This is a genomic window from Mangrovicella endophytica (assembly GCF_002893625.1).
Classification (GTDB): domain Bacteria; phylum Pseudomonadota; class Alphaproteobacteria; order Rhizobiales; family Rhizobiaceae; genus Mangrovicella; species Mangrovicella endophytica.
On the sequence record NZ_PKMZ01000002.1, the window covers coordinates 124479 to 144627 of the forward strand.

Below are 20149 nucleotides of genomic sequence, written 5' to 3' on the forward strand. Positions count from 1 at the left end.
TCTCATTTCCAAACGGAGCTCGCGGATGAGCCTTACGTCAAACGTCCAGGTCGACGGCGACCGGCTGTGGGATTCGCTGGCGGAGATGGCGATGATCGGGCCCGGTATTGCCGGTGGCAACAACCGCCAGACGCTGACCGATGCCGATGGCGACGCGCGCCACCTCTTCAAGCGGTGGTGCGAGGAGGCCGGGCTGACGATGGGACTCGACTCGATGGGCAACATGTTCGCCCGCCGCGACGGTACGGACCCCGATGCGCTGCCGGTTTATCTCGGCAGCCATCTTGATACGCAGCCGACCGGCGGCCGCTACGACGGGGTGCTCGGCGTACTCGGGGCCCTCGAAGTGGCGCGCAGCCTAAACGATCTCGGCATCCGGACGAAGCACCCGATCGTCATCGTCAACTGGACCAACGAGGAAGGGACACGCTTCGCGCCGGCCATGCTCGCTTCCGGCGTCTTCGTGGGACTTCATGACGAGACCTGGGCGAAGAGCCAGACCGACCGCGACGGCAAGAGCTTCGGTGCCGAACTGAAACGGATCGGCTGGGAGGGCGATGAACCCGTCGGCGGGCGCGCGATGAAGGCCTTCTTCGAGCTCCATATCGAGCAGGGGCCGATCCTGGAGGAAGAAGGGATCGACATCGGCGTCGTCACGCACGGGCAGGGGCTCTACTGGCTGCAGGTGACGCTGAACGGCAAGGAAAGCCACACCGGCTCGACGCCGATGCCCCGGCGGCGCGACGCGGGTCTCGGCCTCGCGCGGGTCACGGAGCTCGTCCATGAGATCGCCATGGACTACCAGCCGGATGCGGTCGGAGCGATCGGCCATGTCGAGATCTACCCGAACTCCCGCAACATCATCGCCGGGCGTGCGGTCTTCACCATCGACATCCGCTCGCCCGACAAGGGCGTCCTCGATGCGATGCGCGAGCGCATCGAGGACGGCGTCGCGACGATCTGCGAGGCCCTCGACATCGGCCACGCCATCGAAGTGACGGGCCATTTCGACCCGGTCACCTTCGACCCCGGCTGCGTCGCCGCCGTCCGCAACGCCGCGGAGCGGCTCGGCTACTCGCATCGCGACATCGTTTCCGGTGCAGGGCATGATGCCTGCTGGATCAACCGTGTCGCCCCGACAGCGATGATCTTCTGCCCTTGTGTCGACGGGCTCAGCCATAACGAGGCGGAGGCGATCAGCAAGGAGTGGGCGAAGGCCGGCGCCGATGTTCTGCTTCAGGCCGTGGTGGAGACGGCCGTCGTGGTGGAGTAGAGTATCGCCGCCGACAGGAGGCTGCGATGGGACGGCCAAAGGAACTCAGCGACGCCGAGCGGGCCGAGCTCATGGCCCAGGGTCTCAGACCGGCCGAGGTCTGGGTGCCGGATTGGGACAGCCCCGCTTTCCGAAAGCAGATCGAAGAGGACTGCCGTGCGATCAACGCTGCCGACGCGCGCTCCGGCGAAAGCCGCCGTCTGTCGGAAGAGGTCGATGATCTCTGGAACAATCCGTCCGAATGAGGCGTGGCGACGTCGTTCTCGTGTCCGGCAAAGGCGACTACGGCAAGTCGCGGCCTGCAGTGGTCGCTCAGGCTGATTATTTCGCACAGCATCTGAACAGCGTGACGGTGATACCGTTTACGAGCGATCTATCGAGCGACATCTCGCTACGCTTCACGATCGTTCCGTCCGCCACCAACGGGCTTCGACAGCCCTCGCAGCCGATGGTCGACAAGATCCAGACCTATCCACGCGATAAGGTTTATGGCCCCATCGGATTGCTGGATGCGGAGCAGATGATCAGGATCGATCAAGCGCTGATCATCTTCCTTCAGTTGGCGTACCCCGCCGCGACGGTACCATTCGCGTCGAAGCTCTGACCGGCTTTTGATCAGACCGTTAGACGCTGAGCCAGTCATCCCGCCGAGCCCAGTGTCAATCGGCGAAAAGTGTCGCCTCAAGCCGGTTTCAGGCCTTGTTTCAGACGGCGGCTGAGATCCTCGAAGGGCATCGCGCTCGTCTGGTCGTGCGGATGCTGGATCAGCCCGTCATAGATGTGCGGCACGAGGTCGACCGCCTGGTCGAGCGTCGTATCGCCGCCGCGCTGATAGCCGCCGAGGAGGCGCAGGTCGCGCGTGTCCTCGAAGCGGGAGATCATCGCGCGCAGCCGAGTCACCAGTTCGCGCTCCTGCGGCGCCCACGACAGGTCGGCGAGGCGCGAGATCGACTTCAGGACGTCGATCGCCGGAAACCGCCCCTGCTCGCCGATGGCACGGTCGAGGACGATGTGGCCGTCGAGCGTGCCGCGGATGGCGTCGGCAATCGGATCATTGTGATCGTCGCCGTCGACCAGCACCGAGAAAATGCCGGTGATCGTGCCGGACCCCTCATAGCCGGGGCCTGCGCGTTCCAGCAGCTGCGGCAGCTCGGAGAAGACGCTCGGCGGATAGCCGCGGGCAACCGGCGGCTCGCCGGCCGCAAGTGCGACGTCGCGGGCCGCGTGGGCCAAGCGGGTCACGCTGTCGACGATGAGCAACACGTTCTCGCCGCGGTCGCGGAAGAACTCGGCGACCGACATCGCGGTCTTCGGCGCCAGCCGCCGCATCATCGGGCTTTCGTCGCCGGTCGCCACCACGGTGACGACCCGGTCGAGATTGCCGCCCATGGTCTCCTCGAGGAATTCGCGCACTTCGCGTCCGCGCTCGCCGACGAGCGCCACGACCACCGTGTCGAAGCCCTTGGCGCGCGCCAGCATGCCCATCAGCGTCGACTTACCGACACCGGAGCCCGCGAAGATGCCGATGCGCTGGCCCTTGATCAGCGGCGTGAAGATGTCGATGGCCTTGACGCCGGTGCGCACCGGCTCCTTGACACGGCCGCGCTTCAGCGCGGGCGGCGGCGGCGCGTCGGCCAGACGCTCCTCGTCGCCGCGCCCGAGCGGGCCGAGACCGTCGCAAGGCATGCCAAAAGCGTTGACGGCACGGCCTTTCCAGCTGGCGGCCGGCGCGACCGTCAGCGGCCCCATGCGATGGGCCGGCGCCTTGACCGGACGGGTGAAGCGCGTCCCGAACGGCTTGACCGTCAGACTGCCTTCCTCGATGCGCACCACCTCGCCGATCTCGTCGCCATTGTCGCCGGGACAGCTGATGCAATCGCCGAGGCGCACGAAAGGCGACAGACCGGCAACACGGAACGCCTGCGGCGAGACGTCGACGATGTGGCCGGAGATCCTGAGGCAGTCCTCGTCAAGCGCCGAAAGGCGGCTGGAAACCGGCTGCTCTGTCGTCACGAGGTCGCCCCGAGGGTCTTCACGGCCTCGTCAAGCGAGCCTTCGGACTTGGTGATCAGGTTGGCGGCACTCTCGAAGGCGCGCTGCACGGCGATCAGCCGGGTGATCTCCAGCACCGGATTGACGTTGGACCCTTCGGTGAAGCCCTGCATGACGCCGGCAGCGTTGAAGTCGAGGACCGGCGTTGCGGCGACGTCCGGCACGACGCCGGACGTTCCGGCGCGCTGCAGCTTCGCATTCGCCGCCATTTCGAACAGGCCGATGGCGCCGATCTGGCCGCGCCCCTGCGTGATCATGCCGTCGCGGGCGACGGAGATGCCGCCGCCGGCAGGGTCGACGAGGATCGGCGCGCCGCCGGCGTCGAGGAAGCTCTCGCCGTTCAGCGTCTGAACCTGGCCCTCCTCGTTGATCCGCATGCGTCCGTCACGGGTGTAGACGGTGCCGTTCGGAGTCTGGATGGCGAACCAGGCATTGCCAGTCACCGCCATGTCGAGCGGATTGCCGGTCTGCGTCAGTTCCCCGACCTTGGTCGAGATATAGGTCTCACCCTTCGACACGAAGGCGGACGGATTAGCGCTGGCTTCGGACAGGAAGGTCTCGAACTTGACCTCCTCGGCGCGGAAGCCGGCGGTGCGGGAGTTGGCGATGTTGTTGGAGATCGTCTCGAGCCGCTTTTCCATAGCGACCTGAGCCGACAGCGCAATCGGGAGCGCAGACTGCATGTGTTTCAGAAGCTCCTGTTGCGATAGGTCTGCAGCGTCAGAAGGACGCTGGTGTCGATGCCGATGCCGCCGCTCGATCCGGTGAAGAGCGCGAGCGCCGGATTGGCCGCCGCCGGATTGGAGGTCGCGGTGTTCATGTCGTACATGGCCAGGAACTGGCCGATGAACTTCTTCAGCTTCGCCGGATCCTTCAGGTCGGCGACGTCGAGGCGCTTCTCGATCATGGCCGCCTGCTTGTCGATATCCATCGACGAGGTCGTGGCCGGGATGTTGAAGGCCGTCTGCACCACCTGGAGGAGGGCCTTGTCGGCGAGGATCGAGAAGGCGCTGGTGATCGTCGTCGCCTTGCGCTCGAAGTAAAGCGCCAAGCGCGTGCCCTCGTTCGTGGCGCCCGCATTCTCCTCCATCGTCTGGCGAAGATACTTGGCAACGACCGGCTGCTTCAGCACGTCGGACTTTGTGGTGTCCGCGCCGTTGACGGCGAAGTTGAAGGCGGTCGCGAATTCCCTGTAGCGCTTGTCGGTCAGCTTGTTGGCGAAGCTGTCGCTGCTGGTGACGCCTTCGGTGAGGACCTTGCGCATGAAGCCCTTGGCATAGGTCATGTCCTCCAGGCCGAAGGCCTTCATGGCAAAACGGTAGACCTTGTCGTTCTTCAGGAAGTCGTCGATCGACGTGACCTTGGACAGCTCCGACAGATAGTCCTCGCTCGCCCGCTCGACTGCCGGCTCCTTGGACGTGCGCGTCAGCGACGTCGACAGATCGCGCGAGATGAGGGCGTAGTTCGCCGCTGCGCTCAGCATGGAAGTCTCCCGGTCTCAGATGCCGGCAAGATCGGGATTTGAGCTTGCGCCAGCCTGTCGGAGAGCCAGTCAGGTCCGCACAAGCCGTCATGCCGTAGCAACGACCTCGGTCATCTGCCGGAAGGGGTCGTCATGGGGATCATCATCGGACTGGTTGTAACGCTCGGTTGTCTGCTTGGCGGCTTCGTCGCCATGGGCGGTCACCTCAGCGTTCTTGTGCAGCCCTTCGAGTACGTCATCATCCTGGGCTCATCGATCGGCACCTTCCTCGTCGCCAATCCGATGAAGGTCGTGAAAGACACCGGCAAGGGCATCAGCGAAGCCTTCAAGAACGCTTCGCCGACGCAGCGCGATTACCTCGACGTTCTCGGCATCCTGCATCAGCTGATGCGGGAGATGCGGTCGAAGTCCCGCAGCGAGGTCGAAGCGCATGTCGACAGCCCATCGGAGTCGGAGATCTTCCAGGCCTTCCCGAAGGTTCTCAAGAATACCGCGATGACCAACTTCATCTGCGACTATTGCCGCCTGATCATCATCGGCAATGCCCGTCCGCACGAGATCGAGTCGCTGATGGAGGAAGAGATCGAGACGATCAGCCGTGACACGCTGAAGCCCAAGCACGCGCTGCAGGACATGGCCGACGGCCTTCCGGCTCTCGGCATCGTCGCCGCCGTGCTCGGCGTCATCAAGGCCATGGGCGCCCTCGACCAGTCGCCCGAGGTGCTCGGCCACCTCATCGGCGCCGCCCTCGTCGGCACCTTCGCCGGCATCTTCTTCTCCTACGGCGTCATCGGTCCGCTCGCGACCAAGGTGAAGGTCGTGCGCGAAAAGCGGGTCCGCATGTATGTCATCATCAAGCAGACGCTGATCGCCTACATGAACGGAGCCATGCCGCAGGTCGCGCTGGAATACGGCCGCAAGACCATCTCGGCCTATGACCGCCCGACCATCGACCAGGTCGAAAACGAAACCATCGGCGGCGGCTCGACCGCGCAGGCAGGCTAAGCGATGTCGGCCCTCGCCAAGGACGTGATCGCATCACAGGGCGTTGGAGCGCGCATCCGCTCCGCCGCGGAGATCGAGCCAAGCCGGCTGCCTCTCCTGCGGGTGATCGCCCAGAGCTGGACGGACGCGGTGCGCGCCGGGATGGAGACGCTGGCGATCTCGCCCGTCACCATCGAACTGGCCGGCATCTCGTCGACCGACTTCAACAAGACCTCCGCCATGGTGACGGACGCCGCACTCGGCGCCGTCGCGGCATCGCCGAAATGGGGCGAGAACGGCTTCATCCTCGGCGACACCAACCTCGTCGATCTTGTGCTTGAAACCTTCTTCGGCGGCGACGGCAGCCCGCGCGAGGCCTCGGATCGCTCCGTCACCGAGCTCGACAAGAGCTTCGTCGAGCTGGCGCTGAAGACCTTCAACAAGGCTGCCAACCGCGCTTTCGCCGACATCGAGGAGATGGGTCTGACGACCCGCGACACCGCTTCGCACGAGATCGGCGAGGCCATCGGCGCGAGCCTGCAGGGTTCTCGCTCGCGCTATGTGTGCATCACCTTCGAGCTGCGCACGGGATCGATCAAGGCCGAGCTGCGCTATGCGCTGCCGGAGTCCTTCGTCGCCTCGCATCGTCGCAAGCTCAGCGTCATGCCGGAGACCTCCACGGCCGTCCTCGACGAGGGTTGGCAGCGGCAGATCCACAGCGGCCTCGGTCATGCCGAGATGAAGCTGACTGCGATCCTGGGCGAGAAGACGATGACCCTCGACGAGGTGTCACATCTCGCCGTCGGCCAGACGCTTGTCCTCAGCGAGACGATCGAGAGCCTGATCCGCATCGAATGCGAGGATCAGGGCCTCTTCCGCGGCAAGGTCGGGCGCTCGCGCGAAGCCTTCGTCGTCTCCATCGAAGACAAGATCGACCCCACCGAGGAGTTCATCGATGACATCCTATCTGATTAACATCGTTCTTCTCGGCGCTCTCGCCATCACGGCCTGGCGCACGGGGCGCATGTACAAGGAGCTGCGCACGCTGCGCGACGGCGAGAGCGGGCTTGGCGCGGCGCTCGAGGCGGCGGACCAGTCGATCAACCGTGCGGCACATGCCGTGGTCGTCCTCAAGCACGAAGGCGTGCGCACGCTGAAGGCGCTCGAAGCCTGCAACGATGAGGGCAGGGCGCTCGCCGAGCGCCTGGAGGCTCTGATCGCGCGCGCCGACCACCATTGCGCCGGCACGGCTGGTGCAGCCGTGCAGCGCGTGGCGGCGCCGTCCATCGTGCCGGCGCTGTTCCCGACGATCACGACCGCCGGCAAGGAGATCGCGAAGACGGTTTCGCACCAGCCCCGCGCGGTAGGTCAGACAAGGGCGCATGAACGCGCCTCCAGCATCACGCAATAATTCCCGACGGCGGTGTGGACGACGATATGTCAATCGATTACTCCGAACTCGCAAATCTCGGCCTCGAGGACGACGTGACGCCGCCTCCGGCGCCCGAAAAGAAATCCGGCCGCAAGGGCTCCAGCTCGGCTGCGGCCGCCGCCAGCGCCTCGACTGTCTCGGCCGGGCACGGCGACACAGGCGAGAAGCCCGACCTCAGCATCATCATGGACATCCCGGTGACCATGCAGGTCGTCCTGGGCTCGGCGGTGATGTCTGTCGGCGAGCTGGTCAAGCTCGGACGCGGCGCGGTGGTCAAGCTCGACTCCAAGGTCGGCGAGCCCGTCGACATCACGGTCAACGGCCGCATCGTCGCCCGCGGCGAGATCGTCGTGCTGGAGAACGAGGAATCCCGCTTCGGCATCACGCTGACAGAGATCGTCTCGCCCGGCACGCGTCAGACGCGCGCCAAGAACATCGCGGCCTGATCGCGTCATGTCGGCGGCGTTGAAGATCGAGGACCAGTCGGGCGATCTGTCGTCGACCGGTGCTGCGCGTGCGGCGATCCTGCTGCTTGCGATGGGCACCAGCGGCGCAGCCCGCCTGCTGAAGCACCTCACGGCTGAGGAAATCCGTGCGATCCGGCAGAGCGCCATGGCGCTCGAGTCGATCTCGCGGGAGGAGCTCGACGAACTCGTCGAGGAGTTCCAGGAAGCGTTCAAGATCGGCCCCGGCCTCAGCAAGCCCGGCCGTCAGATGAAGGAACTCCTGCAGCAGGCGCTGTCGGAGGAAGAGCTCGCGACCGTTCTCGACGATTCCGACGACGACCAGCCGGTTTTCGATCTCAGTGCCGGTTCGGTCTGGGACGAGGTGGAAAAGCTCGATCGCGAGGTGCTGGTCACGGCGCTGTCACGGGAGCATCCGCAGGTCGTTGCCGTGCTGCTCTCCAAGGTCGAGGCGCAGACGGCCGCCGACATCGTCATCAAGTTCCCGTCGGCCTTCCGCAACGAGGTCATGCGGCGCATGCTGGCGGTAAAGCAGCTTGCCATCCCGGTGCGCCTGCTGTTCGAGACGCATCTGCGGCAGGAACTGCTCGCTTCGCCCGAGAAGGCGGCTGGCGGACGGCATGCGGCGCTTGCCGACATCGTCAACCGCATGGACAAGGAACAGTCCGACGAGCTCCTGAAGGTGATCGCTGCGACCAAGCCGGCCGACGCGGTGACGCTGCGCAGCCTGCTGTTCTCCTTCGAGGACGTCATCTACCTGCCGGCCAAGGCTCGCTTCGTCCTGTTCGACGCAGTGCCGACCGATGTGGTCATCCGCGCCCTCAACCGGTCGAACGAAGAGATCCGCGAATGCGTCCTTTCGGCGCTCGGCGCCCGCGCCCGCCGCATGGTGGAAGCGGAGCTCGCGCAGAACAACGAGATTCCGGACGCGGACATCAACGCGGCGCGGCGCACCATCGCGACCTCGGCGCTCAGGCTTGCCGGCGAAGGCAAGATCCAGCTCCGCGAGGCGGAGCCGGCCTGATAACGCGAGAACGGCCCGGCGGCACGCCGTAGCACGCCGCCGTCGATGCCCGCGATCGATGATCGGTCGCGGCGGAAGTTTTCACCCCGTTGGGCGAGGCGTGTAGGCCGTGGCGGCAGACGAGGACCGCGAAAGTAAAACAGAACAGCCGACAGAGAAGAAGATCCGTGACACGGTCGAGAAGGGCAATCTGCCCGTCTCCCGTGAAGCGCCGATCCTCGCGTCGCTGTTCGCCTCGATGGCCTTTCTCATGTTTCAGGCACGAGAGGGCGCGAGCCGGCTTCTTCTGAGCCTGGAGAACACTTTCGAAAACCCCAGCCAGTGGGACATCGAGAATGGCGCGGACGCGCTGCATCTCCTGCATATGCTGGGCCTTGAGAGCGGCCGCTTCCTGCTGCCGGCCAGCGCCTTCTTCCTTGCCGGCGGCATCGTTGCCTCGGTCGCCCAGAATCCGCCGCAGATCAATCTTGAACGCATCGTTCCGAAGTGGTCGAACGTTTCTCCGACATCCGGTTTCTCCCGCTTGTTCGGGATGCGCGGCCTCGCCGAGTTCGGCAAGGCCGTCTTCAAGTTCGCAACCGTTGGCACCGTCGTTGGTTGGATGCTGGCGTCAGACTTCCAGACGATGCTGAAAACCATGTGGTCCGATCCAACGCTCCTGCCGGAGCTCATCCTCAAGCTGGCGATGCAGCTCCTGGCGGGCGTCAGCATCGCCACGATCGTGCTGGTGGCCGCCGACATCGTGATGTCGCGCGTCTTCTGGCGGCGCGACCTGAAGATGACCAAGCAGGAGATCAAGGAAGAGATGAAGCAGAGCGAGGGCGACCCGATGGTCAAGGCTCGCCAGCGTCAGATCGCCCGCGATCGTACCCGCAAGCGCATGATGGCCGCGGTGCCGCAGGCAACGCTCGTCATCGCCAACCCGACGCACTACGCCATCGCCCTGCGCTACCAGCGCGAGGAGGGCGGCGCGCCGCTCGTGGTGGCCAAGGGCACCGATCTGATCGCGCTGAAGATCCGCGAGATCGCCGAGGCAAATGATATTCCGGTGATCGAGGACAAGCTGCTGGCAAGGTCCATGTATGATCATGTCGAAATCGATCAGATGATCCCGCCGCAGTTTTTTAAAGCGGTCGCCGAGATCATCTATTATCTGTACTCCCGTGCGGGAGCCAAGGTTGGGGCGGCAGCGGTCTGATCATGCTGGATATTAGAAACAGGCACACTGCGGCCCGCGAGAAGGCCTTGGCGAACGGCATCAAGGAAGTCGTCGCGGAGCTGCGTCTCGTCGAGGTCGTGGACTACATCGCCTTCCTTCGCATGAATCACTACGGCAACATCGCCGACCTCGTGCGCTCCTCCAGCGAGCTGCACCTGAAGCCGGGGGCGTTGCGCTTCGCCAACAGCGGCGACATTCGCCTCAACTGGGGCAGCGTGCCGATCATCGCGCTCGACATGGAGTTCCATTACGAGCCGATCACCGCGCATTTCCGCCTGGAGCTCGGCTCGGCCAATGCAGCGGTCGACATCTCCTATCTCGTGATCGACAATCCGAGCAGCGATCCCGAGGTCGATACGGCGCGCCTGCAGCGTGCCGTCGGCGAGGCAAGGCTGCAGCCGACGATGCTGGCCGCCGCCCACTGAAGTGCCTGGCGGCTCAGCGCCGCCGTCAACTGTTTCGCGCCCGCAGGAGCCAGCCGGTTCCCGCGGGCGTTTTCTTTGCGAAGCCTCTGAAAAACAACGACGTGCGACGAAACCGCACAGGCGCGGAACCATCGGGAGTTCCAATCGCGAGCCGAGCTCGAAGGCAAGTTTCAGACAAGCGGTCAGGCTTAGTTCTCTCCACATGGTTAATGCGGCGAGGATGCCATGGCCGACCAACTTTATCTGATGGGCGTTGCCTCGCGCCGGGCCGAATGGCTCTCGACGCGCCAGAGCGTCGTTGCCGAGAACGTCGCGAATGCCAACACGCCCGGCTACACCTCGAAGGACATCAAGCCGTTCTCCGAGGTGATGGAGACGACACGCCTCGAGATGACGACGGGTAATCCGATGCATCTCGTCAGCGGCGACGGGCGCCAGTTCGGCACCGAAAGCAACGAGACCGGCGGCTGGGATGTCCTTTACTCCGGCAACTCCGTCAGCCTGGAGCAGGAGATGCTGAAGGCGGGTGAGGTGCAGCGCGACTACTCGCTGAACACCAACATCGTCAAAGCCTTCCAGCGCATGCTCCTCTCCAGCATCAAGGGCTGAACCTGATGTCCGATCCGATCATCTCTTCGCTGAAGATCGCCTCCAGCGGCCTCGAGGCACAGTCGATGCGCCTGCGCGTCGTGTCCGAGAACATCGCCAACGCGCAGTCGACCGGCGCCACGCCCGGCAGCGATCCGTACCGCCGCAAGACGGTGACCTTCGAGAGCGAGCTCGATGCCCTCAGCGGCAGCGAGCTGGTGCGGGTCGGCGACATCGGCACCGACAACACGCCCTTCCGCGTCGAGCATGACCCGGGCAACCCGGCCGCTGACGCCAACGGCTATGTGAAGATGCCGAACGTCAACACGCTGGTCGAAATGGCCGACATGCGCGAAGCCAACCGGTCCTACGAGGCCAACCTTCAGGTGGTGAAGCAGGCTCGCGAGCTGATCACCATGACCATCGATCTCATGAGAGGCTAGCCATGATCCCCGCTATCGGTTCGGCGCTTCCGCGCCTCGACGTCACCAATGCCGACACGGGCATGTCCGTTGGCGGCAGCCGCTCTGTCGGCGCCGCATCTACCGTCGGCGGCGCAAGCGACTTCAGCAAGGTTTTGGCCGAGGTCGCGAACGACGCGATCGGCACCATGAAGAACGCCGAAGCCGTCTCGATCCAGGGCGTCAAGGGTCAGACTTCGACCCAGGCCGTGGTGGACGCCGTGATGGCCGCCGAGCGCACGCTGCAGACCGCGGTCGTGCTGCGCGACAAGGCCGTCTCCGCCTATCTCGATCTGTCGCGCATGGCGATCTGACGCGCCTTCCATGTCTTAGCCGCTCTGCTGCATCGCAGGGCGGCCACCGGCCTCGCTGATCGTCCGCCGATCACCCAAATCCCCCAAGGATACGTCCCATGAGAGCACTGGCCATCGCCGCGACCGGCATGAGCGCGCAGCAGACCAATGTCGAGGTGATCGCGAACAACATCGCGAACATCAACACGACCGGCTTCAAGCGCTCGCGCGCCGAGTTCACCGACCTGCTGTACCAGGTGGAACGTATGCAGGGTCTGCCCGTGCGCGGCGGTGACAACGTCGTGCCGGAAGGCGCCCAGCTCGGCCTCGGCGTGCGCACCGCGGCGATCCGCTCGGTCCACATCCAGGGCACGCTCGCGCAGACCGGCAACACGCTCGACGTCGCGATCGTCGGCAAGGGCTGGCTGCAGGTCCAGGGTCCGGGCGGCGAGACGCTCTACACCCGCGACGGTGCGCTCAACACGAACGCCAACGGCCAGCTGGTGACGCTCGATGGCTTTCCCGTCGATCCCGCGATCACGGTGCCGACCAACTACAAGGACTTGACGATCAATGAGACGGGCGAAGTGTTCGCCCGGATCGATGGTCAGGCCGACCAGCAGTCGCTCGGCCAGCTGACGCTCGTCACCTTCGCCAACGACGCGGGCCTTGCGGCACAGGGCGGCAACCTCTTCGCCGAAACTACGGCGTCGGGCCAGCCGGTCGCCGGCGTTCCCGGGGATCCGGGCTTCGGCACGCTGCGCCAGGGCTACCTCGAAGATTCCAACGTCGATCCCGTCAAGGAAATCTCGGAGCTGATCTCGGCGCAGCGCGCCTACGAGATGAACTCCAAGGTCATCCAGGCCGCCGACGACATGTCCGGCATCGTCTCCAAGGGCCTGCGCTGATCATGGCCTTCGCCCGCAAGCACAGGAAAGCCATGCACGCCGCCATCCGCGCGATCGCAGCCGGCGTGCTTGCGGGCGCGCTCTTGGGCCCCATCGCAGCCCGGGCGGCGGACATCGAGCTGCCGACGCCGCAGGCCGTCATCTATCCCGGCCAGTCGGTGCTCGACAAAGGCGTCGGCTCCAAACGCTTCCGCATCCCCGGCGAACGGCTCACGGCCTATGCCATCGAAGAGGCGATGCTGAACGGCAAGGTCGCCCGCCGCACGCTGCTGCCGAACAAGCCGATCCTCCTGTCCGACCTGAAGAACCCGGACATCGTCAAGGCCGGTGTCGGCACCACGCTCGTCTATCGCGACGGCGGTCTTATCATTACCGGTCCCGCGACACCGCTCCAGTCCGGCGGCGAGGGCGAGACGATCCGCGTGCGCAACTCCGACAGCGGCATCGTCGTGACGGGGACGGTCGCAGCCGACGGAACCATCGAGGTCAGCGCCAGATGAGATCCCGCACGCTCCTTCTCGGCCTCTGCGGCTGGCTCTTTGCGGCCAGCACCGCGCTGCCAGCCGACATCTCCGCGGTCACCTACACGCGGGCCGCGCCCAATCCGAGCTACAGCTACGCCGCCTCTCCGGAAGCGCCGCCCCGCACCGGTGGTGTGCGCATCAAGGACATCGTGAGCGTCAAGGGTGTGCGCGACAACCAGCTGGTCGGCTACGGCCTCGTCATCGGCCTGCAGGGCACCGGCGACAGCCTGCGCAATTCGCCGTTCACCGAGCAGGCGATGCAGTCGATGCTCGACCGCATGGGCGTCAACGTGCGCTCCAACTCGCCGCGCAGCAAGAACGTCGCGGCCGTGATCGTCACCGCCGAGCTGCCGGCCTTCGTCGGCAAGGGCTCGCGGATCGACGTTACCGTCTCCTCGCTCGGCGACGCCCAGTCGCTGATGGGCGGTACGCTGGTGATGACGCCACTCTACGGTGCCGACGGCGAGATCTATTCGGTCGCCCAGGGCTCGGTCGCCGTCACCGGCTTTACCAGCTCCGGCGAAAGCGAGTCGCTGACGCAAGGCGTGCCGACCGCCGGCCGTATCGCCAATGGCGCGCTGGTCGAGCGCGAGGTGCCGGGCGGCTTCGACGACAGCGTGCTGACCGTTGAGTTGCGCAATCCGGACTATCGCACCGCGATCCGCGTGGTGGACGCGATCAACCGCTTCGCCGGCGGGCGCTACGGCCGCATGGTGGCGCGCGAACGCGACTTCCGCTCCATCCAGCTGACCAAGCCGACGAAGATCTCCGCGACGCGGTTCATGGCCGAAATCGGCGATCTGACCGTGACGCCCGACCAGGCCGCCCGTGTCGTCATCGACGAGCGCACCGGAACGGTGGTGATCGGGCAGGACGTGCAGATCTCGACGGTCGCGGTCACGCAGGGCAACCTCACCGTGCGCGTCACCGAGATGCCATCCGTATCCCAGCCGGCGCCCTTGTCGAACGGCCGCACGACCGTGACCTCGGACACGGTGGTCGACGCGACCCAGACCGGCGGTAACTTCGCCTTCGTCGGCGGCTCCGACCTCGAGACGGTGGTGCGCGGCCTGAACCGCATCGGCCTCAAGCCGACCGGCATCATCGCCATCCTCCAGGCAATCAAGACGGCCGGTGCCCTGCAGGCCGACCTCGTGGTGCAGTAATGACGATGATCACACGCTCCCGCCTCGTCGATCTCCTGGGCGGCGCCGCATTGGCGGCCGCACTTGCCGTCGGCGCTCCTGCCGCCTTCGCCCAGGACGCGCCGGGCTCGGCCGGCATCGAGGCCGAGACGGCCGCCCCGGCGGTGATCAACGAGAACGCGGCCGGCGCCGCGCAAGGGCCGGCCAAGCTGGCGCAGCCCTTTGACATCAAGCCGCAGGTGCTGCGCCGCGTCGGTTCCGACGGAACGGATGCGACGCTCGCCCAGCCGACCGAGGTCGAGAGCTACTGCCTGAACATCGCCGACAAGGTGCAGGACGCGCGCTACGCCGCGCAGACCGCGCAGCTGAAGGAGATCGAAGGGCAGATCGATCAGAAGATCGCGGAGCTCGAAGCCAAGCGCCAGGATTTCCAGCGCTGGCTCGAGGAGCGGCAGAAGTTCCTCGACGCGGCCTCGCCGATCGTCATCGACATCTACGCCAAGATGAAGCCGGACGCAGCCGCCGCCCAGCTGGCCGGCCTCGATCAGGCGACGGCCGCTTCGGTGCTCGCCAAGCTGAAGACCCGCACGGCGTCCTCGATTCTTGCGGAAATGCCGGCCAAGGCCGCGGCCGATCTTGCCGCCTTGATCGTCGCCAAGACCACCGATCCTGACGCCCCGATCGCGGCGCCGAAAGATGGACAACAGTCATGAGGGCACTCGCGCTCCTGGCGCTGGCACTCCTCGCCGGCTGCTCGACGACGAAGGACGACTTCCTGCGTGAGCCCAGGCTCTCGCCGGTCGGCTCCGGCGTCTACCAGTACCCGCCGCTGCAGGCGACGCCAGCGGCCTTCCCGCCCTCCGTTCCCGCTGGCGAGCACTCGCTGTGGACCGATGCGCGGGCGGACTTCTACACCGATCCGCGAGCGCTCAATGTCGGCGACATCGTCACGGTGAAGATCCGCATCAACGACAAGGCGGCGCTGGCCAACAACACCAAGCGCAACCGCAAGGGCGAGATCGACAACAGCCTCGACTTCAAGGGCTCGATTGACGGCGAGTCGATCGGCACGCTCGGCGGTTCGCTCGGCGCCAGCAACGAATCGGACATGAAGGGTAGCGGCTCGATCTCGCGCTCGGAATTCCTCGACCTCTCGGTCGCGGCGGTGGTGACGCAGGAGCTGCCGAACGGCAACCTGTTCATCAGCGGCCAGCAGGAGGTGCGGGTCAACTTCGAGGTGCGCGTGCTCTCCATCGCCGGCATCATCCGCCCGCGCGACATCCTGCCCAACAACACGATCTTCTACGACAAGATCGCCGAGGCCCGCATCTCCTATGGCGGCCGGGGCCGCCTGACGGAGGTGCAGCAGCCGGGCTGGGGCCAGCAGATCTACGACATCGTCGCGCCGTACTGACCGCCTCATTCGACATGTCGAGCGGCGGGCCTTCAGGGTCCGCCGTTTGCGTTTCCGCGGGGGGCGGCTGGCGACCGTGGAGCAGGGTCCGGAGGTCGCGGCGTTTGGTTCCCTGCAATCCACCACTAACGATTTGTTAAGCAAGTCTCGGAACAGGCTGACCCGCTAGTGCTTGGCGCAGGCCCGATGGTGTCCGAGCGGCGATGAGCGCCCCTCCCTTTCGGCCTTTACCCTTGACCGCAGGGTTCGCCGATGACCGATGTGAACGCTGATATCCTGGCCGCGCTGGCCGGCCCGCCGAAGAAGCAGAGCCCGATGCCGACGATCATCGCGGTCGTGGTGCTGACGGTGATCGCGGCCGGCGGCGGCGCGCTGATGGGCAAGATGCTCGGCAGCCAGACGGCCGAAGCGCCCGCCGCGGCTGCCGATGCCAAGCCTGCGGGCGAGGGCGCTGAGACGGCGGCCGAGCCGGCCAAGGCGAAGACCGACGCTTATGGCGGCGACCCCGAGAAGGGTCCACTGGTGATCCTGCCGCTGCAGCCCGTCATCACCAATGTCTATGCGCCGAACAACACTTATCTGCGCCTGCGCGCCTCGGTGGTGATCCGTTCCAAGGAGACGGAGGAAAGCCCTGAGCTGCTCGCCCAGCAGATCCAGTCGGACGCGGTGGTGTTCCTGCGAACGGTGCAGCTCGCCCAGATCGAGGGCGCGCGGGGGCTGTTGCACCTGAAGGAAGACCTGACCGAACGCGCCAAGATGCGCTCGCCGGCGGTCGTCGACTACATCATCCAGGAACTGGTGGCGGAATGAGCCGGGCCGCCTCGCTGCTGAGCGCCGCGCTTCTCGCCGGCCTCGTTCTCGTGCCTGCCGCGGCCTTCGCGCAGGAGACCTCGGCCGCCAACGCTCTCGCCTCGCTGATCCCGGCCGGCGACGCCGCGGCATCCGGCCGCATCGTCCAGCTCTTCGGCATCGTCACGGTCCTGTCGATCGCGCCGGGCCTTCTGGTGATGGTGACCTCGTTCACCCGTATCGTCATCGCGCTGTCGATCCTGCGAACCGGCATCGGCCTGCAGACGACGCCGGCGAACCTCATCCTGATCTCGCTGTCGCTGTTCATGACCTTCTTCGTCATGGCGCCGACCTTCGACAAGGCCTGGAACAACGGGCTGAAGCCGATGCTGAACAACGAGATCACCGAGCAGGAAGCCTTCACCCGCATCTCTGATCCGTTCCGCGATTTCATGCTGAGCCAGGTGCGCTCGCAGGACCTCGCACTGTTCGGCGACATCGCGGAGGCGACGAGCCGCACCCGTGTCGAGACGATCGAGCAGGGCGCCGGCGAGGGGCCATCGGTCGAGCTCCGGGTGCTGATCCCGGCCTTCATGATCTCCGAACTTCGGCGCGGCTTCGAGATCGGCTTCCTGATCGTTCTGCCCTTCCTCGTCATCGACATGATCGTCGCGACGCTGACCATGTCCATGGGCATGATGATGCTGCCGCCGACCATCATCTCGCTGCCCTTCAAGATCCTGTTCTTCATCCTGATCGATGGATGGAACATGCTTGTAGGCTCACTGGTCAGATCGTTCTTCTGACGGGCCCTCGGGCCCTCCCCAGCTGCCGCAACGGCAAGCATCGAAAGCCCTCCGGCCCCCAATGCCGAAGGGCTTTTTGCGTTATGCAACAACGCGCTAGGCGATGGGGGCGGATAGGCACCGAGGCGGATGGAACTCTTGCCGGCCTCGCCACGTTTTTATCGGCTTTTACTCGGCGTTAAAGCGTCCCCTGTAGATTCGAGACATGGCGGATTGGCCAGATCGCGTTTGATGCGACGGCCAAAGGCATGATGCCGAACCGCCATGCCGGCAAGACCCGGAATGTCCCCCAAAGGTTTCAACCAGTTTTCGGGACAGTTCTCCTATGACTAGCGTTCTCTACAACGGCGCGGCGACGACCGCTCTCCGCGTTCTCCAGAACACCAACAGCAACCTGGACAAGGTCCAGAACCACATCTCCACTGGCCTGAAGATCGGCGAAGCCAAGGACAACGCCGCCTACTGGTCGATCTCCACGACGCTGAAGTCGGACAACAAGTCCCTCTCCACCGTCAAGGACGCGCTCGGCCTCGGCGCCGCCACCGTCGACGTCGCCTACAAGGGCCTCAACGAGTCGCTGAAGGCGCTCAACGAGATCAAGTCGAAGCTGACCTCGGCCACCCAGGCCGGTGTTGATCGCGCCGCTGTCCAGGCCGACATCGACGCCTACCAGAACCAGCTGACCTCGATCGCCAACGCCTCGGTCTTCTCCGGCGAGAACTGGCTTTCGATCGACTCCGACATCTCCGGTACGTCGAAGCAGGTCGTCGCTTCCTACTCCCGCAACGCTGACAACACGGTTGAGATCGGCACGATCAATATCGACCTGTCGAGCACGGCGCTCTTCGACGCCGGCGGCACGGGCAAGGGCATCCTCAACAGCCAGTCTGCGCTGATCTCGGGCGGCACCTACCTGACCGTTGGCGGCAACAACGCCGCGTCGGTCCCGACGACCACCGCGCTTGCTTTCGGCGCGCAGACGGGCGGCGCTGCGGTTTCGAACGGTTCGGCCCGCGTCGTTTCCCTCGGCACGCTCGACATTTCCGACATCAGCGGTGGCGACACGATCAACTTCAACCTGACTGTGGGCGGTGTCTCCGGTGCGGTGAAGCTCGCGACGGACGGCCTGAACGAATCGAACTTCGTCTCGCGACTGAACCAGGCCATCGTCGACTCCATCGGCGCCAGCAAGGCCATCGCTGCGGTTGATCCCGCGACCAAGGAAGTGACGATCTCGACCGTCGCCACCGGCACGTCGGCGGCCATCACGGTCGGCGCCGTCACGGGCAATGACGGCGACGGCAACCTGACGGCGCTCGGCGGCCTCTTCGGCGCCGGCTCCTACCCGCTGCCGACCGTCGGAACCGGCGCTGCGGCCGTCTACACCGGCGGTGCACGTGGCACCTCGGGTGCCGGCGATACGCTGGCGATGACGATCCAGTATGGCTCGCGCGTCGTCAACGTCTCGCAGGCAATCACGGGCGCGGTGACGAACGACGCTACGTTCATCAGCGAGCTGCAGACGACGATCGACACGGCTATGGCCGGCGCCGGTTATACTGCTGGCGACATCATCGTCGGCGTTACCACTGGCGGTAACGTCACGCTGACGACGAAGAACCAGGGTGCGGAGCAGGCCATCGGCGTGACGAACGTCGTTCCTGGCGGCATCGCTGCCACGCTCGGCTTCACCAACTCCACGGCTGTGTCGTATGGCTCCTCTGCCGCCGCGACCATGACCGTCGGCACCTTCGACAACACGGACCTCGCGTCCGGCGACAAGATCAAGTTCAACCTGAACGTCAACGGTACGGTTTCGACCATCACCGTCGACACCGCGGGCCTCGTAGGCACGGCTGCTTCGGCCGCCGCCGACAAGACCCTGTTCGCGGCCAAGGTTCAGGGCGCTCTTGATGCGGTCTTCACCGGTGCGAACCGCGTGAACTTCGATATCGCCGCTGGCGGTGCGATGACCCTGACCACGGTCAAGGAAGGTTCCACTGCTCAGCTCGCGATCTCCGGCGTTCGTGCCGAGGATGGTGATGGCACGACCACCCACACCGCGGGCCTGACGGTCGGCGCAACGACTGGCGGCGCGGCGGGCTCGCCCGGCACGGTTGCCACGATCACCGGCACCGGTGCGTTCTCCGGCACGCAGACCTTCGGCGCCAAGGACAAGGTGACCTTCAAGCTGACGCTGGACAGCACGGAGCATACCGTGACTGTCGATAAGGCAGCGGTTGTCGCTGCTGGCTTCTCCAGCGGCACGATCAGCTCGGCCAGTGACTACGCCACGGTGCTGAACTCGGTCTTCGCGGCCAACAGCATCGCAGCCACGGCGTCCGATGACGGCGCGGGTCACCTCGTGCTCGAAAAGGCGTCTAACTCCGGTGCCGGCACGATCGCCGTCAGCGGCGTGAGCTCGAACGTCGGTGCCGACACGATTTCGGTCGCTGAGATCGACATCAACTCGGACGGCTTCAAGGCCCTCACCGATAGCCAGAAGACCGACGTCCTCAAGGCCTACATCTCGGTCGTCAACGACGCGATCTCCAAGGTGACCGCGGCGGCTGCTGCGCTCGGTTCGGTGTCCAGCCGTATCGACCTGCAGAAGGACTTCGTGACCACCCTGATCGACACCATCGACGCGGGTGTCTCGGGTCTCGTCGACGCCGACATGAACGAAGAGTCGACCCGCCTCCAGGCCCTGCAGGTTCAGCAGCAGCTCGGCGTCCAGGCTCTCTCGATCGCCAACCAGTCGGCTCAGAACGTCCTGTCGCTCTTCCGCTAAGCGGAACGAAACTGACGGTAAACGCGGACACTGCGCTCCACCTGCAGGGTCTGCACGAACCGACCGAAACAGCA

General features: G+C 65.4%; 24 protein-coding genes. 21 read left to right on the forward strand and 3 right to left on the reverse strand.

Features of this window, described 5'->3' with window-relative positions; translation table 11 throughout:
- The first annotated feature begins 25 nt into the window (after positions 1-25).
- The 3 genes from C0R46_RS06130 to C0R46_RS06140 are packed head-to-tail and all read left to right on the forward strand — an operon-like array spanning position 26 to position 1877.
- Positions 26-1273, forward strand: a complete 1248-nt coding sequence (locus C0R46_RS06130) for a Zn-dependent hydrolase (RefSeq protein ID WP_102958730.1) — start codon at positions 26-28, stop codon at positions 1271-1273.
- Positions 1274-1299: 26 nt separating this feature from the next.
- The gene (locus C0R46_RS06135) at positions 1300-1518 is read left to right on the forward strand and encodes an antitoxin MazE-like protein (RefSeq protein WP_102958731.1); all 219 of its coding nucleotides are present in this window, start codon (positions 1300-1302) and stop codon (positions 1516-1518) included.
- The gene (locus tag C0R46_RS06140) at positions 1515-1877 is read left to right on the forward strand and encodes a type II toxin-antitoxin system PemK/MazF family toxin (RefSeq protein ID WP_102958732.1); all 363 of its coding nucleotides are present in this window, start codon (positions 1515-1517) and stop codon (positions 1875-1877) included. The genes C0R46_RS06135 and C0R46_RS06140 overlap by 4 nt, the downstream gene beginning before the upstream one ends.
- A 77-nt stretch (positions 1878-1954) precedes the next feature.
- Here C0R46_RS06140 and fliI read toward each other — a convergent pair whose 3' ends face one another.
- The 3 genes from fliI to C0R46_RS06155 are packed head-to-tail and all read right to left on the reverse strand — an operon-like array spanning position 1955 to position 4808.
- Positions 1955-3286, reverse strand: a complete 1332-nt coding sequence (fliI, locus tag C0R46_RS06145; protein ID WP_102958733.1) for a flagellar protein export ATPase FliI — start codon at positions 3284-3286, stop codon at positions 1955-1957.
- On the reverse strand, positions 3283-4008 hold the full coding sequence (gene flgF, locus C0R46_RS06150; RefSeq protein ID WP_102958734.1) for a flagellar basal-body rod protein FlgF: 726 nt from the start codon (positions 4006-4008) through the stop codon (positions 3283-3285). The genes fliI and flgF overlap by 4 nt, the downstream gene beginning before the upstream one ends.
- 5 nt (positions 4009-4013) lie before the next feature.
- Positions 4014-4808: a DUF1217 domain-containing protein gene (locus tag C0R46_RS06155; RefSeq protein WP_102958735.1), complete on the reverse strand. Its 795-nt coding sequence runs from the start codon at positions 4806-4808 to the stop codon at positions 4014-4016.
- A gap of 132 nt (positions 4809-4940) precedes the next feature.
- On the opposite strand from C0R46_RS06155, the gene motA reads away from it, so the two are divergent.
- The 18 genes from motA (at position 4941) to C0R46_RS06245 (ending at position 20075) form a co-directional block, all read left to right on the forward strand.
- A complete protein-coding gene (gene motA / locus C0R46_RS06160) occupies positions 4941-5813 on the forward strand; it encodes a flagellar motor stator protein MotA (protein WP_102958736.1) in 873 nt (290 codons plus the stop codon).
- A 3-nt stretch (positions 5814-5816) separates the two neighbouring features.
- Positions 5817-6767, forward strand: coding sequence for a FliM/FliN family flagellar motor switch protein (locus tag C0R46_RS06165; protein WP_102958737.1), 951 nt, complete (start codon positions 5817-5819; stop codon positions 6765-6767).
- Positions 6748-7203 carry a hypothetical protein gene (locus C0R46_RS06170; RefSeq protein ID WP_102958738.1) on the forward strand — a complete coding sequence of 152 codons (456 nt, stop codon included), beginning with the start codon at positions 6748-6750 and terminating at the stop codon, positions 7201-7203. Before C0R46_RS06165 ends, C0R46_RS06170 begins: the two co-directional genes overlap by 20 nt.
- A 26-nt stretch (positions 7204-7229) precedes the next feature.
- Positions 7230-7670: a flagellar motor switch protein FliN gene (fliN, locus tag C0R46_RS06175; RefSeq protein WP_102958739.1), complete on the forward strand. Its 441-nt coding sequence runs from the start codon at positions 7230-7232 to the stop codon at positions 7668-7670.
- A 7-nt stretch (positions 7671-7677) separates the two neighbouring features.
- The gene (locus C0R46_RS06180; protein WP_102958740.1) at positions 7678-8712 is read left to right on the forward strand and encodes a FliG C-terminal domain-containing protein; all 1035 of its coding nucleotides are present in this window, start codon (positions 7678-7680) and stop codon (positions 8710-8712) included.
- Positions 8713-8821: 109 nt separating this feature from the next.
- On the forward strand, positions 8822-9910 hold the full coding sequence (gene flhB / locus C0R46_RS06185; RefSeq protein WP_102958741.1) for a flagellar biosynthesis protein FlhB: 1089 nt from the start codon (positions 8822-8824) through the stop codon (positions 9908-9910).
- Positions 9911-9957: 47 nt separating this feature from the next.
- The gene (locus C0R46_RS06190) at positions 9958-10356 is read left to right on the forward strand and encodes a hypothetical protein (RefSeq protein WP_245413446.1); all 399 of its coding nucleotides are present in this window, start codon (positions 9958-9960) and stop codon (positions 10354-10356) included.
- 225 nt (positions 10357-10581) lie between these two features.
- The gene (flgB, locus tag C0R46_RS06195; RefSeq protein ID WP_102958743.1) at positions 10582-10965 is read left to right on the forward strand and encodes a flagellar basal body rod protein FlgB; all 384 of its coding nucleotides are present in this window, start codon (positions 10582-10584) and stop codon (positions 10963-10965) included.
- A gap of 5 nt (positions 10966-10970) precedes the next feature.
- Entirely contained in the window at positions 10971-11387 is a 417-nt protein-coding gene (flgC, locus tag C0R46_RS06200; RefSeq protein ID WP_102958744.1) for a flagellar basal body rod protein FlgC, read from the forward strand.
- A 2-nt stretch (positions 11388-11389) separates the two neighbouring features.
- Complete coding sequence (fliE, locus tag C0R46_RS06205; protein ID WP_102958745.1) at positions 11390-11719, forward strand: flagellar hook-basal body complex protein FliE; 330 nt, start codon at positions 11390-11392, stop codon at positions 11717-11719.
- A 98-nt stretch (positions 11720-11817) separates the two neighbouring features.
- Positions 11818-12606: a flagellar basal-body rod protein FlgG gene (gene flgG, locus C0R46_RS06210; protein ID WP_102958746.1), complete on the forward strand. Its 789-nt coding sequence runs from the start codon at positions 11818-11820 to the stop codon at positions 12604-12606.
- 32 nt (positions 12607-12638) lie between these two features.
- Complete coding sequence (gene flgA, locus C0R46_RS06215) at positions 12639-13106, forward strand: flagellar basal body P-ring formation chaperone FlgA (protein WP_245413447.1); 468 nt, start codon at positions 12639-12641, stop codon at positions 13104-13106.
- The gene (gene flgI, locus C0R46_RS06220) at positions 13103-14296 is read left to right on the forward strand and encodes a flagellar basal body P-ring protein FlgI (protein ID WP_102958748.1); all 1194 of its coding nucleotides are present in this window, start codon (positions 13103-13105) and stop codon (positions 14294-14296) included. Before flgA ends, flgI begins: the two co-directional genes overlap by 4 nt.
- Entirely contained in the window at positions 14296-14988 is a 693-nt protein-coding gene (locus C0R46_RS06225; protein WP_102958749.1) for a MotE family protein, read from the forward strand. Before flgI ends, C0R46_RS06225 begins: the two co-directional genes overlap by 1 nt.
- Complete coding sequence (gene flgH / locus C0R46_RS06230) at positions 14985-15689, forward strand: flagellar basal body L-ring protein FlgH (RefSeq protein ID WP_102958750.1); 705 nt, start codon at positions 14985-14987, stop codon at positions 15687-15689. The genes C0R46_RS06225 and flgH overlap by 4 nt, the downstream gene beginning before the upstream one ends.
- 252 nt (positions 15690-15941) lie before the next feature.
- Positions 15942-16499 (forward strand): flagellar basal body-associated FliL family protein, encoded by a 558-nt coding sequence (locus C0R46_RS06235; protein ID WP_102958751.1) that lies wholly within the window; start codon positions 15942-15944, stop codon positions 16497-16499.
- Positions 16500-16516: 17 nt separating this feature from the next.
- Positions 16517-17284, forward strand: coding sequence for a flagellar type III secretion system pore protein FliP (gene fliP / locus C0R46_RS06240; protein WP_425349872.1), 768 nt, complete (start codon positions 16517-16519; stop codon positions 17282-17284).
- Positions 17285-17609: 325 nt separating this feature from the next.
- Positions 17610-20075 (forward strand): flagellin N-terminal helical domain-containing protein, encoded by a 2466-nt coding sequence (locus C0R46_RS06245; RefSeq protein WP_102958753.1) that lies wholly within the window; start codon positions 17610-17612, stop codon positions 20073-20075.
- The last annotated feature ends 74 nt before the right edge of the window (positions 20076-20149 follow it).